The sequence below is a fragment of the Pseudomonas sp. RIT357 genome, assembly GCF_000632245.1.
In the GTDB taxonomy this organism is placed as follows: Bacteria; Pseudomonadota; Gammaproteobacteria; order Pseudomonadales; family Pseudomonadaceae; genus Aquipseudomonas; species Aquipseudomonas sivasensis.
In genome coordinates, this window is the sequence record NZ_JFYX01000019.1 from 48,988 (window position 1) to 67,357 (window position 18,370).

General features: G+C 61.4%; 12 protein-coding genes. 6 read left to right on the plus strand and 6 right to left on the minus strand.

Translation table 11 applies throughout. From position 1 onward, the window contains the following. Positions 1–93: 93 nt before the first annotated feature. Positions 94–4,989 carry an alpha-2-macroglobulin gene (locus BW43_RS13445; RefSeq protein ID WP_032887146.1) on the minus strand — a complete coding sequence of 1,632 codons (4,896 nt, stop codon included), beginning with the start codon at positions 4,987–4,989 and terminating at the stop codon, positions 94–96. Between the two features lie 297 nt (positions 4,990–5,286). Between BW43_RS13445 and BW43_RS13440 the strand changes: the two genes are divergently transcribed. Further along, positions 5,287–6,624 (plus strand): MATE family efflux transporter, encoded by a 1,338-nt coding sequence (locus BW43_RS13440; protein WP_032887147.1) that lies wholly within the window; start codon positions 5,287–5,289, stop codon positions 6,622–6,624. On the opposite strand, the gene BW43_RS13435 is transcribed toward BW43_RS13440, so the two are convergent. The 5 genes from BW43_RS13435 to BW43_RS13415 all read right to left on the minus strand — a co-directional run bounded on the left by BW43_RS13435 (position 6,569) and on the right by BW43_RS13415 (position 11,767). Continuing rightward, a complete protein-coding gene (locus tag BW43_RS13435; protein ID WP_032887149.1) occupies positions 6,569–7,462 on the minus strand; it encodes an alpha/beta hydrolase in 894 nt (297 codons plus the stop codon). The genes BW43_RS13440 and BW43_RS13435 overlap by 56 nt on opposite strands. Before the next feature lie 91 nt (positions 7,463–7,553). Continuing rightward, entirely contained in the window at positions 7,554–9,467 is a 1,914-nt protein-coding gene (gene speA / locus BW43_RS13430) for an arginine decarboxylase (protein ID WP_032887150.1), read from the minus strand. Between the two features lie 142 nt (positions 9,468–9,609). Beyond that, the gene (locus BW43_RS13425; RefSeq protein ID WP_005784408.1) at positions 9,610–9,981 is read right to left on the minus strand and encodes a translation initiation factor Sui1; all 372 of its coding nucleotides are present in this window, start codon (positions 9,979–9,981) and stop codon (positions 9,610–9,612) included. Between the two features lie 179 nt (positions 9,982–10,160). Next, complete coding sequence (locus tag BW43_RS13420) at positions 10,161–10,697, minus strand: NUDIX hydrolase (protein WP_032887152.1); 537 nt, start codon at positions 10,695–10,697, stop codon at positions 10,161–10,163. Positions 10,698–10,699: 2 nt separating this feature from the next. Continuing rightward, entirely contained in the window at positions 10,700–11,767 is a 1,068-nt protein-coding gene (locus BW43_RS13415) for a DUF2333 family protein (RefSeq protein WP_032887153.1), read from the minus strand. Between the two features lie 299 nt (positions 11,768–12,066). On the opposite strand from BW43_RS13415, the gene BW43_RS13410 reads away from it, so the two are divergent. The 5 genes from BW43_RS13410 to accC form a co-directional block, all read left to right on the plus strand. Next, positions 12,067–13,737 (plus strand): PleD family two-component system response regulator, encoded by a 1,671-nt coding sequence (locus BW43_RS13410; protein WP_032887154.1) that lies wholly within the window; start codon positions 12,067–12,069, stop codon positions 13,735–13,737. A 53-nt stretch (positions 13,738–13,790) separates the two neighbouring features. Then, complete coding sequence (locus BW43_RS13405) at positions 13,791–15,752, plus strand: methyl-accepting chemotaxis protein (RefSeq protein WP_032887155.1); 1,962 nt, start codon at positions 13,791–13,793, stop codon at positions 15,750–15,752. A gap of 307 nt (positions 15,753–16,059) precedes the next feature. Next, the gene (aroQ, locus tag BW43_RS13400) at positions 16,060–16,515 is read left to right on the plus strand and encodes a type II 3-dehydroquinate dehydratase (RefSeq protein WP_010213488.1); all 456 of its coding nucleotides are present in this window, start codon (positions 16,060–16,062) and stop codon (positions 16,513–16,515) included. 24 nt (positions 16,516–16,539) lie between these two features. Further along, positions 16,540–17,001 (plus strand): acetyl-CoA carboxylase biotin carboxyl carrier protein, encoded by a 462-nt coding sequence (gene accB / locus BW43_RS13395; protein WP_027607997.1) that lies wholly within the window; start codon positions 16,540–16,542, stop codon positions 16,999–17,001. Positions 17,002–17,018: 17 nt separating this feature from the next. Beyond that, positions 17,019–18,370: acetyl-CoA carboxylase biotin carboxylase subunit (accC, locus tag BW43_RS0127500; protein ID WP_032887156.1), on the plus strand; the 1,352-nt coding region annotated here is incomplete at its 3' end.

The window sequence follows — 18,370 nt, forward strand, 5'->3', positions numbered from 1 at the left end:
GAGGGGGCTTGCTCCCGATAGCAGTGTTTCAGTCAATGCATCTGGCAACTGACCCACCGCTCTCGGGAGCAAGCCCCCTCCCACATTGCTTCTTCAACGACCCTTAATGACCAAGTCCGCCGGGGTCTCTCCCACCGCCTGCCAGTTCGGTCGATACATGGACTCCACTTGCGGAGGCGGCACGCGATAGGTGCCCGGAGTCACCGCACGCGCCAGGTACAGCAGGTGCGTGGTGCCATCGCCGTCCAGGTTGATCGCCGCCACGTAGCGATCATCGCGGAACTCCTGATGCTTGAGCGCCGCATTCTGCATCGACTCGCGCCATTCCTTCACTTGGCTGCTGGCGTTTTCCAGGCTGGCGGCACTCTGGGCCAGGTTCTGGTTTTCCAGCTCCAGGCCCGCGGGCAGCAGGTCGACCACCAAGGCATCCGGTACACGCTGCTTGGCGCTGACCGCCAAGTGCACCAGCACCAGGTCGCCGCTGTTGAGGTTGCGCAGGTTCAGCGGCTGGCCGTTCATGCCCAGGTATTCGCGGCGGATGCTCAGGTTGTCGCCACCCGGTGCCGGGGGCACTTGCGGGTAACCCGAGATCGTCAGTTGCTGGTACACCGGTGTTTCGCCCTGATTGCTCAGGCTCAGGTCGCTGGACAGCAGGTTGCCTTCCAGCGCCAACGTCGACTGCTGGTTGTTCAACTCGTGCACACCGCCGCTGCCGGTGAGGGACACCTGCCAGTTCGCCTCAGGCTTGGCAAACCCAAGCCGCCCCGCCAGAAACAGTGAATTGCGCTCCTGGGTCGACAGGTACGGGCTGGCAGCCAGTTGATCCGACAACGTGAACAGACGCTCCTCACGCTTGCCCTTGGCCAAGTCATTTTCTTCCAGCAACGCCAGGATCATCGCTTGGTCCCGCAGCGGGCTGCCGTAGTCGGCCAGCCATTCCTTGGCGCTACGTTGGGCTGCCAAGCCAGCCTGCAAGGCCTGGTCCGCGCGTGGCTGGTCGCCCATCTTCTGCAAGGCAATGGCCAACTGCACCAGCGGCAACCCGGAACGCGCATCGCTGCGCCGTTCGAAAATGCTGCGCAGCGCCCCCAGTGGCGCCTGCTGACTGCGCGCCAGCACCATGCCGGCGTAGGCCTGCACGGCAAAGCGTGTGTGTTCGGCGTTGTCGCTGTAGTCGACTTCGATCAGGTTGCGCTCCTGCACGTACCGCAGCAGGCGCTCGCTGGCCTTTTTCAAGGCTTCAGGCGGCACGGCAAAACCCTGGTCGCGGGCGCGCAGCAGGAAGTCGGTGACGTAGGCCGTCAGCCAATATTCCTCTTCACCGTCAGCGCCCCACAAACCAAAACTGCCGTTGTAGCGCTGCATGCCCAGCAGGCGTTCAATGCCCAGCTCGATCTTGCGCTTGCGCTCGGCATCCGGCTCGCCCTTGATGCTCAGACGCTTGAGCAAGGCATCGTCAGCGTACAGCGACGGGTACAGGCCGCTGGCGGTTTGCTCCAGGCAACCATAGGGGTAAGCCTTGAGCGCCGAGATTTGTGCGCCGAGGTTCAGCGGCGGCCGGCTCGACAGGCTCAAGAGCGCCTCGCGCCCGGAGGTGTCGAACTGATCCAGGGTGCCGGCTGGCAAACTCCAGGGTTCGCTTTTAAGCACTGCGCGGTAATGCTTGAGCAACGCGGGATAGGCCGGGCGCACGCCCAAGGTCCACTCACGGCTGAACGGCGGCAGGTTTTCACCCGGCAGATCCAGCCCGTTGACTGTCACTTTCACCTTGCCTTTGCCCAACCCGCCCCAGGCTTTCACCGGGATGCGCAGGGTAGTGCGCTGGCCTTGCTTGAGCTCAACGGTCTGCGCGGCAGTGTTGACCAATTCCAACTGCCCCTCGGCACTCAATTGCACATCGAGTTTCTGCGCCTTGCCCGACAGGTTCGACAGGTCCAGGGCCAAGGTGGTCTGGTCACCGCCGGCCAGAAAGCGCGGCGCTGACAGTTCAGCAATCAGCGGTGCGGCAATCACGGTCTTGGCTTCGGCCATGCCGTAACGGTCATCGCTCCAGGCTTGGGCCATCAGGCGCAACTCGCCGTTGAAGTCGGGGATATTGACGCTGACTTCACCCTCGCCTTTGTCGTTCAACGTCACCGGCGCGCTTTGCAGGGCGACGATGGTCACGCTGGTGTCCGGGCGCTTGCCGCCCTTGGCCAGCGCGGCGTCACCACCAAAGGCCAGGCTGGCCAAACGGCCCTGCCCGGCTTCGATCAACTGGCCGTAGATGTCGAATTGGTCCACGCCATAGGCCTTGCGGCCGAAGAGGCTGGAGTACGGATCGGGCGTCGGATACTCGGTGATATTGAGGATGCCGACGTCCACGGCTGCCACCAGCACATGCACCTGTTTCGGCACGCTGCCGTCGGCGTTTTTGGCGGCGATCTTCACCGTCAGCGGTTGTTTGGGGCGCATTTTTTCCGGCGCGCTGAGGGTCACGCCAAGCTTGCGCTGGGTGCGATCGAGCGGCAGATGCAGCAGGCCCACTGCGCGTTTGGGGGTGATGTTGGCTTTGCGCTCGCCGGGGCGAATCACCAGGGCGTTCACGTACAGGTCGTGGCGCGACCACTTCGGGTCGAGCTTCACGGCGAAGCTTTTGCCCTCGGCCGGTACGTCGATTTCCTGCCACCACAGCGGTCCTTCGGCGGACTCCACCAGCAAGTAGCCTTTACCGGCAGCGGGCGGCGTCACGGTGACGTTGGCGGTGTCGCCGTCGCCATAGGCCGGTTTATCCAGCGCCAGCTTGACCTGATCGGGCCGTACGGCGCCGCCTTCGGTGTTGTCCTGGGCCTGATAACCGGCCCAGAAACGCAGACTGCTGATCAGCCCGGTCTGCGGGTCTTCGACTTCGACGCGGTAAGGCCCCCACTCCACTTGGAAGCTGACCTTGGCGGTGTCGCCGGCCTTGATATTCAGGGTCTGTTCGTCGAGGTTGAGGAATTTCTCGTTGTAGTGGTAACTCCAGCCGTCATTGTCGGAGTAGTTCCAGTAATAGTCGCGGCGCTCGCGCACCAGGCGCACCTTGAGGTTTTGCGCGGCGAGTTTCTGCCCGTCCTGATTGGCCAGCAGCACTTCGAATTCCGCCGGGCCATCACCATTGGTTTCGGTGCCGTCAAACAGCCCGCGCAGGCCCGGCAGTTGCTCGGCCGGCCAGATCGGTTGCACCAAGCGACGGGTGATCGGCCGACCGCCCGACTCTTGCAGGCTGGCCTGCACGATCAGTTGCAAGGGGGATTTAGCTTCGGCCCATTTGCTTTCGAGGGTCAGTTTTTCCTGGCCCTTGGCGTCGAGGACGCTTTCGTCCAGTTCGAAATCCTGGCTCAGTTCTTCTTCGGTGACCGAGCCGAACTGATAACCAGGGAGCGACTTGACCGCTTCGCGCAGCGGCCGCACATACACTTGCCCGCTGACCCGATTACCCGACGCAGGCGCGCCGTACAGGTAACGACCGTTAACCTGGATGACCGGGTTATCCGCCGGGCTCAGCGCCGTGTCGCTGCCCTTGAGTTCCAACGCCAGGCGCTCGGGCAGGAAGTCTTCGACGAGGAATTCATACAGCTGCGGTTTACCGTCACCCAGGTCGAACACCAACTGCCAGCGCCCGGTCGGTGCTTCGCCGGCCAGTTGCAGTTGATACTGATACAGGCCGGATGCGTCAGCATCCCACACGAATTTGCGGCTGACCTGTTCATCCGGGCGACGTACCTCGACGCTCACCGGTTGCGGCTTGACGGCGTTGCCGTCCTTGTCGCGCAGCAGGGCGTTGAGCAGCACGGTTTCGCCGGGGCGATACAGGTCGCGTGGGCCGAACACAAAAAACTGCAACGGGTGCGAGGGTTGGCCGCCGATGTCGAACTCGGCAAGGTCCAGCGCGGCGCTGTCGAGGCGCAACAGGCTGGTCTGTTCGCCCTGCTTGGCGAGCAAGACCTGGGCTTTTTTCGGCAACGGCAACTCAGCGTGGCCGCCCTTCTCGGTCTTGCCCTGGCCCAACACGCGGCCATCGGCATCGAGCACTTCCAGGTCCACGCCATCGAGCGCCTTGCCGCCTTCCAGCGCCTGGGTAAACACATCCAGGCGATTGGCATAGCGGTGCACCGACAGCCCGATATCACTCAGGGTAAACAGCGTCGCCGGTTGCGAATAGTTGTAGGTGCCCGACGCGCGCATAACCGCCAGGTACACGCCCGGTTGTTGCAATTGCTTGAGGCCGGCGATCGGCAGCAACAGGGTTTCGCGGGTGTTGCGCGCCGGATTGAGGTCGAAACGGCCGCCGTAGACCAGATCCGCCAGCGGCAGCAGTTCGCGGGATTCATAACTTTGCAGGCTGGTGTTACGCCCCCACTGCGCCAGGAATGACGGTAGGGATTCAGGCTTGATGCGGAAGAATTCAACGTCGATTTTGTCGACGTTCAGCGCGATCACCGGCAGGCCCTCAGCGAGGCGCGTCGGCAGCAAGGTGCCACGGCTGGCAAAGCCGACAGTGGCTTGCAGGTCACGGGTTTCCAGGCGGGCGATGTACTCGGCGGCGAGCGTGTTGTCGTTGACCGCCTTTACACCGGCGTCGACCGTCAGCACCAGTTTGCGTTGCGGCTCAAGGTGGCGCAGGCGCAGCTCCATCAGGTTATCCGAGAGCTCCCAGGCGCCATCGACCTTGCCCGACTTGCTGTCCACCAGATGGAGCTTGTCGGCGAATTTCTGATCGGGGTCCAAGGGAATGGAAAAACTCACCGACAAGGTGCTGGCCCCGTCCAACTGAACCTCGGACACGTCCACCACGCTCAACTCACGCCCGGCGTAGCGCTGCTTGAGCGCTGGTACATCCACCGCCGCCTTGGCCGGTTTCGGCGCTGCCGCCACTGTAGGTGCGGGCGGCGTAGCCGGTTTATCGGAGGAATCGCAGGCGCTCAGCAGAGCCAGCGCGCAGGCCAGGAACAATCCTTTGTTAAGCATGGGGCACTCGTAGTCAGAGGGAACCGAGGGGTGAACTATATATCAGTGCCGGCGAAGCCGATGTGGCGCTGGTCACATTGACCGACGGAGGGTGGTTTGGTTCTCGATCGGCTCAAGCCAAGCCAGTTCCCACACCCACTGGAGATCAAACTGTGGGAGGGGGCTTGCTCCCGACAGCAGTGGGTCAGCTACAGATAGGCTGGCTGATCTATTGCTATCGGGGGCAAGCCCCCTCCCACATTGGTTCTGCTGCGTAGCTACTGGACGGTTACAATGCCGCTCCCCCAAGGAGCCTGCATGTCCACCTTACTCACCGACTGGCGCCACCGCCCTACGCATCGACGCGTCTGGGCCCTTGCCGCGCCAATGATTCTGTCGAACATCTCGGTGCCGCTGGTAGCCCTGGTCGACAGCATGGTCATCGGCCACCTGCCCCATGCCCATCAACTGGGCGCCGTGGCCGTCGGGGCCAGCCTGTATACCTTTCTCGCGTGGGCCATGGGTTTTCTGCGCATGGGCTCCACCGGTTTTGCCGCGCAGGCTGCAGGGCGTAATGACGGGGCGGCACTGCGGCAAATCCTGCTGCAAGGTCTGTTGCTGGCACTGGGGCTGGCGATGCTGCTGGGCACCGTGGGCATCCCCCTGAGCCACCTCGCCCTGGAATGGATGCAGCCCTCCCCCGAGCTGAATCAGCTCACCCGCGACTTCTTCCACACGCGCCTGTTCGGCCTGCCCGCAGCCCTGGCCACTTATGCGCTGGTCGGCTGGTTCCTCGGCACACAGAACGCCCGTGCGCCGCTGGCAATTCTGCTGACCACTAACCTGGTGAATATCGCTCTCAACCTGTGGTTCGTACTCGGTTTGGATTGGGGTGTCGTCGGGTCGGCGAGAGCGTCGGTCATCGCCGAATGGACCGGCGCCCTGCTCGGCCTGGCGCTCACACAAAAGGCCCTGCGCGCCTATCCAGGCCATATCGCTTGGGCCGCGTTGAAAGTGTGGCAAAGCTGGCGCCCGTTGCTGGCGGTCAACCGCGACATCTTTATCCGCAGCCTGGCGCTGCAATCGGTGTTTTTCATGATCACGGTGCAAGGCGCGCGGCTGGGGGATGCCACCGTTGCTGCCAATGCCTTGCTGCTTAACGGCCTGCTGCTGACGGCGCATGCGCTGGACGGTCTGGCCCACGCGGTCGAAGCCCTCTGCGGCCACGCCATCGGCGCCCGCGACCGCCAGTCGCTGCACCGCTCATTGGTGGTCGCCGGTGGCTGGTCGCTGATCGCCAGCGTCGGGTTTGCGCTGCTGTTCAGCTTTGCCGGGCACCTGTTTATCGCCATGCAGACCGATATCCCCAGCGTGCGCGACACCGCTGACACCTACCTGCCTTACCTGGCGCTGCTGCCACTGATTGCGGTGTGGAGTTACCTGCTGGACGGCCTGTTTATCGGCGCCACCCGCGCGCGGGAAATGCGCAATGGGATGCTACTGACGGTATTGCTGACACTGCCGTTTGCCTGGGCGTTGCAGGGCCTGGGCAATCATGGGTTGTGGATAACCTTTCTGCTGTTCATGGCCCTGCGCAGCCTCACTTTGTGGGCGATAGCCTGGCGCTTGAACCAGCGGGATCAGTGGCTTGGATAAACGCTGTCACTTGGTTCAACACTGGCGCCAGCCAGCGCAACGGCTTGGCGAAAGACGCCACTAACGTCGCGTGGTTAGTCCTGGTGAAGTAGAACGCCTCGACCGGCACACCCGCCTCGCGCAATTTTTTCGCCAGCCCTGCGGTATTGCGCGTCGGGTTGACCAAGCTGTCGTCGGTCGAGGCCATCAGCAGCGTCGGCGGCGCGTCACGGCTGACGTGGTAGATCGGCTGCGACTCCGGCGGTGAATCGGGGAAGAAGAACACCGGGCGCACGTCCTGGTTTTCAATCGGCAGGAAGTCATAAGGCCCGGCCAGGCCGATCCATCCCTTGAAGATCGACGGCGCCAAGCCCACTTCTTTTAGCCAACGCCCATCCAGCGCCAGCATCGAGGCGTTGTAGGCGCCGGAGCTGTGGCCCATCACATAAAGCTGCTGGGGATCGGCGCCATATTCAGCGGCGTGGTCATACGTCCAGGCCACCGCTTTGGCGCCGTCCTGGAGAAAGGCGGGGTAACGCACTTGCGGGTACAGCCGGTAATCGGCGATCACCACCACGATGCCCCTTGAAGCCAGGGCTTCGCCGACAAAGCTGTAGTCGTCCTTGGATCCGCTGTTCCAGCTGCCGCCGTAAAAGAACACCACTACGGGAGCGTTGGGCACGGCAGGAACGGCTCGGTATATATCGAGTTTCTGGCGGGGATCATCGCCGTAGGCAATGGCTGAAGTCTTGGTAAAGGTACTGTTGGGGGTGAGTGCGTTGAGCACTTTTATTGGGGAGCAGGCTGCCAGAAAGGCGGCGAAGGCCAGGGTAAACGCTTGCAGGTATTTGCTCGACATCATTGACCCCCACGAAGAAGGTACTGCCAAACGAGGCCCAGCTATGGGAGGGGGCAAGCCCCTTCCCACACTGGATCTGTGTCGCCTGTGCTTACGAGGAAAGGTACGAAGAGCGCGTCAGGCCCAAACGCAACGCGTCCAGGAACTGAGTACGCTCCGACGCGCTGATCTTCGCGCTCGCACACTTGTCACGGTAGTGAGTCATCAACTCCTCCGGCGACAAGTGCACGTAGCGCAGCATGTCTTCGATGGTGTCGTGTGTCTCGATCCCGGCGCTGTACACCGAACCGTCTTCACGCTGGTAGATGTTCACCGAATCGGTGTCACCGAACAGGTTGTGCATGTCGCCCAGGATTTCCTGATAGGCGCCGACCAGGAAGATACCCAACAGGTAGTCTTCACCTTCGTTCAGGGCGTGTACCGGCAGGCTGGTTTCGATGCTCTGCTCGTCGACGTACTGCTTGATCTTGCCGTCGGAGTCGCAGGTCAGGTCTTGCAGCACGGCGCGGCGCAGCGGCTCTTCGTCGAGACGGTGCAGCGGCAGGATCGGCAGTACCTGGCCGATGGCCCATGTGTCCGGCAGGCTCTGGAATACCGAGAAGTTGCAGATGTACTTGTCGGCCAGCTTGTCGTTGAGTTCGTCCAGCACTTGGCGGTGCGAACGCTGGCGGGCTTTGAGCGAGTTGTGCAGACGGCGGCACACCGCGAAGTAGCACTGTTCGGCCAGGGCTTTTTCGGCCAGGGTCAGTTTACCGTCGGCGTACTGGGTGGCCACGTCGCTCATGTAGTGAGTGGCGCGCCAGTAGGTTTCGGTGACCATCTCGATATCGGTCGGACCCAGCAGGTCCACCAGCCATTGCACGGTTTCCGGCAGGCTTTCCTTGTTTTCGATGACCGGGATTTCGTCGTTGTGTTTCTCGACGTCAGTCACCTGCACCACCAGCATGGCGTGGTGAGCAGTCAGGGAACGACCGCTTTCGGAGAAGATATTCGGGTGCGGCAGGCTCTGCGCGTCGCAGAATTCCTTGAGCATGCCCACGACCACGCCGGCGTAGTCGTCCATGTCGTAGTTGATCGAGCTGGCGTTACGCGAGTGGGTACCGTCGTAGTCGACGCCCAGGCCGCCACCCACGTCGATGTGGTCCACCGGCAGGCCGAGGTTGCGCAGTTCGCCGTAGTAACGAATGGCTTCCTTGAACCCGTGCTGGTAATCGGCCAGGTTGGCGATCTGCGAACCCATGTGGAAGTGCAGCAGGCGAATGCCCTGGTCCAGCCCGGCCGCGCGGAAGCGCTCAACCACGGACAACAGCTGCGCCGCCGACAAACCGAACTTGGACTTCTCGCCACCGGTGTCTGCCCATTTGCTCGACGCCAGGGACGACAAGCGCACACGCAGGCCAACCTGTGGCTTGACCTTGAGGTTGGCAGCCTCTTCGATCACCAGGCCGACTTCGGATTCTTTCTCGATCACGATAAACACGTTGTGACCGAGCTTCTGGCCCATCAGCGCAAGGCGGATGAACTCACGGTCTTTGTAACCGTTGCAGACGATGGTGCCGCCCTTCGGCGCCAGGGCCAGTACGGCCAGCAGCTCAGGCTTGGAGCCGGCTTCAAGGCCGATAGACACGTCCTGAGTGGCGATGATGTTCTCGATCACCGCTTCCTGCTGGTTCACTTTGATCGGGTACAGCGCGGTGTACTTGCTCTGGTATTCAAGGCGCTCGATGTTGGCGTCGAAGGCGCCGGTCAACTGGCGTACACGGTCTTGCAGGATGTCAGGGAAGCGCACCAGCAACGGTAACGACAGGCCGCTTTTGCGCAACTGGTCGACTTGCTCAAAGAGATCGACAGGCGTGCTGTTCGGGCCGTTCGGACGGACTTCAACGCGACCGGCGTCATTGATCGCGAAATACCCGGCCCCCCAATGGCGGATCCCGTAAACACTGCGGCTGTCCGCAACTGTCCATTGGCTGCCATCGTCTTTGCGTGTGCGTCGTACGGACATCGAAGTCCCCTATAAATGAAGGCGAAGGCGCCACCTCTCAGGGAGGCTGGCGCAGTCTAAAGAATGAAAATGACGATTTGCCTGTAAGGAAGGTAGACCCCACTCGCAGGACAGAGTTTAGACACAGGTTGGGAAGAGGCTGTCAGCCGCCGGACTTCTTGGCCTTGTAACCGAGCTTGATCAGCTCGGCCAACAGCAGTTCGACGTGATCGCCCTGGATCTCGATGACGCCGTCTTTCAACGCGCCACCGGTGCCACAACGCTTTTTCAGCGTGGTAGCCAGTTCCTTGAGCGCATCTTCAGCCAGGGGCACGCCGGTGATAGTCGTCACCGTCTTGCCGCCACGGCCCTTGCTCTCGCGTCTCACGCGGGCAATACCGTCGCCTTCAGGGATCAGGGTCTGTTTGCAGGTACACGAATCCACGGGCTGACGACAGTCCGGGCAGTGTCGACCTGCATCGGTGGAAAATACCAGGCCACCAAGGGCGGCGAAGGATGCGGCTTTTTTGGCCACCGGCAATCCTCTTGGGAGGATGAAGACTGATCGGCGCGCTCAAGCACGACCGACCGCGAAGCCCCACTCAGGCAGGGGCAGCGCTACCGAACCGCCAAGGTGGCTCGGGTGAAAAGTCGCGCAGTGTAACGGCAAAAGGCCGACTTGCTAAGGGCCAAATGGCGCCAATTTATGCAACTTTAGCGACGCGAGGCCAGATAGCGGCGCAAGCCCTCTTGTGCGTCCGGGCAGTAGGGCTTTTGTTCGGCCTCCTGCAGGACAATTTCGATGGGCAAAAAGCGCGCTTCCATGACTTCTTCGGGCTGCAACCGCAGGGGGCCATCCCACACGGCGGAATAGGATCTGCACCAGAGCCGGTTGTTACCGTCCTCGAAGTAGAAATGATCATGCTCGACCAATTCCACCCCGCCCACACCCAGTTCTTCCTCCAGCTCACGCGCTGCAGAGTCGGCGTACTCTTCCCCGGCCGCCACCATGCCGCCCGCCGCCGTATCCCAAAATCCTGGGTACATGGCTTTGCTCAGGGTACGCCGGTGCACACACAGCTCGCCGGCAGAGTTAAACAGGAAGATAAACGTGCAGCGGCCAATCAGGCCGCGCTGGCGAAGGTCGGACCTGACGAGGGTGCCGAGCAGGTTGTCCTGCTCGTCGACCCAGCAAATCAGTTCAGCATCGGAAGCCGCACGGTGCGCGGCCTCCTGTTGAGAAGCGTCCATCATCAACCCTGGTTAAGCAGCTGACGCAGATCAATCACCGCAGCGTTGGCCCGCGAGATGTAGTTGGCCATTACCAGCGAGTGGTTCGCCAGTACGCCGAAGCCGCTGCCGTTGAGGATCATAGGGCTCCAGACAGGTTCTTGGGAGGCTTCCAGCTCACGGATGATCTGGCGCACGCTGACCGTGGCGTTTTTCTTGGCCAGTACGTCGGCGAAATCAACTTCGATGGCGCGCAGCAGATGGGACAGTGCCCATGCCTGGCCACGGGCTTCGTAGAACACGTTGTCGATCTGCATCCATGGGGTTTCCACCACTTCTTCGTCGACCTGCGGCACTTCACCCGGTGCCAGGGCTTCTGTTTTCAGTGCGGTGTTCAATTTGACCCGGCCCACGCTGGCCGACAGGCGTTGGGACAACGAACCCAGACGGGTAGCAACATCACCCAGCCAGTTGTTCAGGTTGTCGGCACGCGAATAGAACAGTGCGCCGCGTTGGTTGGGGTCGGACAGGCGCGCTTCATAGCGGTTCAGGGAGTTGATGCCTTCCTGATACTCCGACTCGCTCGATGGCAGCACCCAGCTCTTGTTGTCGAAGTTGAAACGCGGCTCGGCCTTCGCCAAGTCGGCGTCTTCAGCCGACTGCGACTGGGAACGGGCGAAATCTTTACGCAAGGCACGGGTCAGGTCGCGCACTTGCACCAGCACGCCGTATTCCCAGCTCGGCATGTTGTCCATCCACAGGCCCGGCGGGAAACGGTCGTTGGAAATATAGCCACCTGGCTTGTTCAGCAAGGTGCCGACCACGGTCTTGAGGGTTTCGACGGTGGTATAGCCCACCACCATCTGCTTGCCTTCTTTCTCGGCAGCAATTTGCGCGTTCTGCTGGACCGGGAACAGCGCCGGCTCTTCGCTCCAGTACCAACCCAGGGCACCTGTGACCAACAGGTACAGGCCAAGCACGCTAAGCAGCGCCCGACTCATCAGCAGGGTACGAAAATAGCTGCGGTTGGCCGACTTTGGCTCAGGGGCGGGGCCTTTGGCACTGCCTGCGCGGTTTTTCCAGTCCAGCATGGCGATATCCTTTCAATCACTTGAGTTCATGCACTTGAATTGACGGCGTGCGTTCAAACACTCCGACCACAACCCTACCCCATCGTGCCCGCCCATGCGGGGCTTTTCACCAAACTGGCGCGCGGGAAGCATTCGACTATAAAGGATGCACGCGTTTTACGCTGTGCGACTGTCAGGTCATTAACTGAATATCGCCGACATGCAGTTAATTGACATATGACACTCATCCCGCTGACAAGAGGTGCTAGCATAGAGCCATCAGTTCGACCTCAGCATGCACCCTTACTAGTAGTCAGGATATGACCGAGCCAGAAGACCCCAGCCGTGAGCGTCTCAAGCAGCATTTTGCCCAGCGGGTAATTCATCAGGCACGTCAAATTCTTGAGATCTGGCAGCGCCTGCAACGCAGCGAATGGTCAGGCGCCGACCTCTCAGAACTCAGTGAGGCCAACCTGCGCCTGCTGCGCTTCGCTGAGCGTTTTGAGCAGCCCGAACACGGCCAGTTGGCACGCAACATCGGTGAATCACTCAAAGCTGTGGATGAAAATCGTGGCCGCCTGAGCAGCCAACTGATCACCGAACTCAACCGTTTGATGCAGCGCCTGTCCCGCACTGGCCTGCGCCAGGGCGACCAGCTGGAACAAACCTTCCTGCCGCCGATGCGCAAGCCGATCTACGTGATGCTGGCCGATCACGACCGCGCTGAGCGCCTGGCCAAGCAGCTGGAATTTTTTGGCATGAGCGCCCAATCCCTGGACAGCGTGGCAGCGTTTCGCGCGTCCATGGCCGAGCGCCTGCCGTCGGCAATCGTGATGGACGTGGATTTCTGCGGCCCAGGCCTGGGCCTCAAGCTCGCTGCCGAAGCCCAGGAAGGCCTGGAGCAAAAGCTGCCGCTGTTATTTTTCAGCCTGCACGAAACCGATACCCCGACCCGCCTGGCCGCCGTGCGCGCCGGTGGCCAGGAGTTTTTGACCGGCACACTGGAAGCCTCCAGCCTGCTGGAAAAAATCGAAGTGCTGACCTGCGTCGCCCAGTACGAGCCCTATAAAGTGCTGATCATCGACGACTCGCGCGCCCAGGCGCTGCACACCGAGCGCTTACTCAACAGCGCCGGGATCGTCACCCGCACCTTGATTGAGCCGATCCAGGCCATGGCCGAACTGGCGGACTTCCAGCCCGACCTGATCATCCTCGACATGTACATGCCCGCCTGCACCGGCACCGAACTGGCCAAGGTGATCCGCCATAACGACCGCTATGTGAGCGTGCCGATCATTTACTTGTCGGCCGAAGACGACCTCGACAAGCAATTGGATGCGATGAGCGAAGGCGGTGACGACTTCCTCACCAAGCCGATCAAACCGCGCCACCTGATCACCACCGTGCGCAACCGCGCCGCCCGCGCCCGCCACCTCAAGGCGCGAATGGTGCGCGACAGCCTGACCGGGCTGTACAACCACACCCATATCCTGCAATTGCTCGAAGACTGCAGCTTCCGCGCGCGCCGCGAGAACAAGCCGCTGAGCTTTGCCATGCTCGACATCGACCACTTCAAGCGCGTGAATGACAGTCACGGCCACCCGATGGGCGACCGCGTGATCAAGAGCCTGGCGCTGTTTCTCAAGCAGCGTTTGCGCAAGACCGACTACATCGGGCGCTACGGCGGTGAAGAATTCGCCATCGTGATGCCCGACACCGACCTGGAGTCGGCCTGCAAGGTGCTGGATGAAATCCGCGGGCGCTTTGCCGAAATCCACTATCCGGCACAACCCCAGGACTTGTGGTGCACTTTCAGCGCCGGGCTGGTTGAGTTGTGCGACGGCTCCGACAGCCTGATGATGGCCGCCCAGGCCGACGAGGCGCTGTATCGCGCCAAGCATGCCGGACGCAACCGTGTGCAAGCCGCGCGCGCATCAAAGCAAAGTGCCACCTTTTCACCGGAATCCACTGATTCCGTCATAACGCTGTAATGAAAACGCAATAACTTCAGGCACTTACCTTTTGCTGTCGGTTGAAACCACGCATGCGCCTGAAGCTGCTGACCAATCTCAATACCCTTCTTCTGGTGGCCGTGTGCCTGGCACTTGGGGCGACGCTGTGGTGGTCGCAGCGGGCGCTTGAACGGCCGTATTTGCTGATGGAGCGCTACCTGGGGTTGTCCCAGACGTTCCAAAACCAAGCTGCGCGCAATATCGACGAGTACCTGGCGAGCGGCGACGCCCTGCGCCTGAGCAGCGCCAGCCAAAGCCTGGAAAACCTGCTGCAACATCTGGATGAATTGCCCGCTGATCTGGCGCAGAACCTGCGCCCCAGCCTGGTGGCCCTGGATGCATTCAGCAAGACCGACTTGCTGGCCGCCGGCAAGCTGGCCGGCGACCCACAAGCGTTGCTGCTGCAAGCAGAGCGCGAATTGGGCGCCAATCTGGACCAGTTGAGCCAGTACGCCATCAGCGTCAATTCCCCTGAAGCAGCACGCTACTTGCCGCCACTGCTGACCGCGTCCCAGCACCTGGGCAGGTTGTCCCTGGCCCGCGACAAGCTGGTGAGCAGCGGGCGCGCAGAGTTGGCCGATGATGTTGAGCGCGAAGTCGCCAATATTCGCGCCCAAGCCGACGTACTGGGGCAACTGCCATTGCTTGGCGTCAAAGCCAGCAGCGAATCCAACACCGATGATTTTTCCGCCTTGATGGGCCTGGAAAATACTGAAAAAACCGAAGCCCAGGACACCGGCGTCGACCTCAAGCGCGAGCTCAACAGCCTGCTGACCCGCTACCCCGCCGAACTCAAGCGCACCCGCGAACAGATCCAGCAACGCGCCGACCTGGCCGCCAGTACCCACCAGAAGATCAACGCCGTGCAACAGGCCATCGCTGGGCTTGAACCTGTCGTGCGCGCACAACATGGGCTCATCCAAGGCGAAGTACGCCTGATGCAAGGGGTGATGATCGGCCTGATCCTGCTGATCGCGCTGTTGATCGACACCCTGCAACGCCGCTTGGCACGGGTGCTGACCAATCTGGCACCCGCCCTATCCACCTGGGCCGAAGGCAACTTCAGCCAGCCGATCGCACTGGGCAAGACCAACCGCGAACTGCGCGACATCGAAGCCTCTCTGAACCGTTTGCGCGCTTACTTGGTGGACTTGGTGGGCACCATTCGCGGCAATGCCGAAGAAGTGGCCGGCAGCAGCCGCGCCCTCGCCGAACTGAGCAGCGGCCTGCATGACGGCGCTGAACGCCAGGCGGGCGACACGGCGCAAATCCGCGACTCCCTGGGCGAACTCGAAGCGACCATCCAACAGGTCGCCGGCGATGCCAGCCAAGCCGCCAGCGCCAGCCGCAGTGCGGGCCAGGCGGTGGAACAAGGCCAGCGGGTGATCGGCCTGAGCCTGACCGGTTTGCATGCGTTGGTCGGCGAAGTGCAGCAAAACGCGCAGATGATCGAGAAACTTGCTGAAGAGTCCGCCACCATCGGCGGCGTGCTCACCGTTATTCGCTCGATTGCCGACCAGACCAACTTGCTGGCACTCAACGCCGCCATCGAAGCCGCCCGCGCCGGGGAGGCCGGACGTGGATTTGCTGTGGTCGCGGACGAAGTACGTACCCTCGCCCAGCGCACCGCCGGCGCCACCGCCGAAATCCAGGGTTTGATCACCGGCCTGCAAAACGCTGCCCACCAGTCAGTGGAGGGCATGCGCGCCCAGGTCGAACACGCCGAATCCACCGCCCAGCAAGCTCAAGCGGCTGACGGCGCACTGGATGAAATCGTCGGGGCAATCCAGACCATTTCCGACACCGCTGTGCGGATTGCCGATGTGACGGCGCAGCAGAGTGGTGCGGTGAGCGAGATTCGCGATAACAGTGAGCGAATTCATCAGCTGGGTGAGGATAATTTGCTGCGCATCGGCCAAGGCCGAAGCCAGGGCGAGCACCTGTTGGTGCTGGGTGGGCAGCTCAATACGGCGGTGCAGGCGTTCCGCGTCTGACCTGCCCCATGAAGATCCAAAATCAAATGAAGATCAACATGTGGGAGGGGGCTTGCTCCCGATTGCGGTGTGTCAGTCTCAGCACCTGTAACTGATCCACCGCTATCGGGAGCAAGCCCCCTCCCACATTTGATCTTCACGGGATTCAAGGGCGTATTACCAATGACCAGATCTCGACCACCAGTCACAAATTTTGCGCAATCCTCGCTAATCGTGCTGCCTACTGCATAGAACTGGACAGTCACAAAGGCTTTGCGGCATAGTCGCCGGGTTCTGCCGTACTCCCATCAATAACAAGGAACAGCCGATGGCGACCCTACTGGTTCTTCACGGACCCAACCTGAACCTGCTCGGCACCCGCGAACCGGGCGTCTACGGGGCTGTGACCCTGGATCAGATCAACCTTGATCTGGAGCGACGGGCTCGTGAAGCTGGCCACCATCTGCTCTACCTGCAAAGCAATGCCGAGTACGAATTGATTGATCGCATCCACGCCGCGCGCGGCGAAGGTGTGGACTTCATCCTGATCAATCCCGCCGCTTTTACGCACACAAGTGTTGCATTACGTGACGCGCTGCTGGCGGTGAGCATCCCATTCATCGAAGTGCATTTATCGAACGTGCATAAACGCGAAGCTTTCCGCCATCACTCGTACTTCTCCGACGTAGCGGTAGGAGTGATCTGCGGCCTTGGCGCCAGCGGTTACCGACTGGCCCTGGAGGCCGCCCTGGAACAACTTGAACAACCGGCCAAGCGCCCCTGACCGACCCTTGGGAGTTGATGATTCATGGATATCCGTAAAGTTAAGAAACTGATCGAACTGCTGGAAGAATCCGGTATCGACGAGCTGGAAATCAAGGAAGGCGAAGAGTCCGTCCGGATCAGCCGCCACAGCAAGACCCCGGCCCAACAGTTCTACGCGCCACAGATGCAAGCACCGGCTCCGGCCGCTGCACCTGCTGCCGCGCCAGCCGCTGCCGCCGCACCTGCTGCCCCGGCCGCGCCTGCACTGAACGGCTTCGTGGTCAAATCGCCAATGGTCGGTACGTTCTACCGTACCCCGGCACCGACCTCGCCAGCCTTCGTTGAAGTCGGCAAGACTGTGAAAGTGGGCGACACCATCTGCATCGTTGAAGCGATGAAAATGATGAACCACATCACCGCTGAAAAAGCCGGCGTCATCGAATCCATCCTGGTAGAAAACGGTCAGCCGGTTGAGTACGACCAGCCGCTGTTCACCATCGTTTGAACCGCGGAGCGCCTTCGATGTTGAAACCTGCGAAGAAACTGCAAAAAGTCCTGATCGCCAACCGCGGCGAGATCGCGCTGCGGATCCTGCGCGCCTGTAAGGAAGAGGGCATCAAGACCGTCGCTGTTTACTCGACGGCCGATACCGAATTGATGCACGTGAAACTGGCGGACGAAAGCATCTGCATCGGCCCGCCACTGGCCACGAACTCGTACCTGAAAGTCTCGAACATCATCGCCGCGGCTGAAGTGACCGGCGCTGATGGTATCCACCCGGGCTACGGCTTCCTCGCGGAAAACGCCGATTTCGCCGAACAGGTGGAAAAATCCGGGTTCGCCTTCATTGGCCCGAAAGCCGAAACCATTCGCCTGATGGGCGACAAGGTATCGGCCAAGGACGCCATGATCGCAGCCGGCGTACCAACCGTTCCTGGCTCCGACGGCCCACTGCCTGAAGACGAGGAAACCGCTCTGCGCATTGGTCGCGAAGTCGGTTACCCAGTGATCATCAAGGCCGCCGGTGGCGGTGGTGGTCGCGGCATGCGCGTGGTGCACAAGGAAGAAGACCTGATCGAAGCGGCCAAGCAGACCCGTTCCGAAGCGGGTGCCTGGTTCGGCAACCCGATGGTCTACCTGGAAAAGTACCTGACCAACCCACGCCACGTGGAAGTGCAGGTTCTGTCCGACGGCCAAGGCCACGCCATCCACCTGGGCGACCGCGATTGCTCGCTGCAACGTCGTCACCAGAAGGTGTTGGAAGAAGCGCCGGCACCAGGCCTGGATGAAAAGGCTCGCCAGGAAGTTCTGGCTCGCTGCGTCAAGGCGTGCATCGACATCAACTACCGTGGCGCCGGTACCTTCGAGTTCCTCTACGAGAACGGCCGCTTCTACTTCATCGAGATGAACACTCGTGTGCAGGTAGAGCACCCGGTTTCGGAGATGGTCACCGGTATCGACATCGTCAAGGAGATGCTGAGCATCGCCGCTGGTAACGTGCTGTCCTTCACCCAGGACGACGTGAAGATGCATGGCCACTCCCTGGAGTGCCGCATCAACGCCGAAGACCCGAAAACCTTTATCCCAAGCCCTGGCCTGGTCAAGCATTTCCACGCGCCCGGCGGCAACGGCGTACGTGTGGATTCGCACCTGTACAGCGGCTACAAGGTTCCGTCCAACTACGACTCGCTGATCGGCAAGCTGATCACCTGGGGCGCCACCCGCGACGAGGCCATGGCCCGTATGCGTAACGCCCTGGACGAAATCGTGGTTGACGGCATCAAGACCAACATCCCGCTGCATCGGGACCTGGTTCGTGATGAAGGCTTCTGCGAAGGTGGTGTGAACATTCACTACCTGGAACACAAACTGGC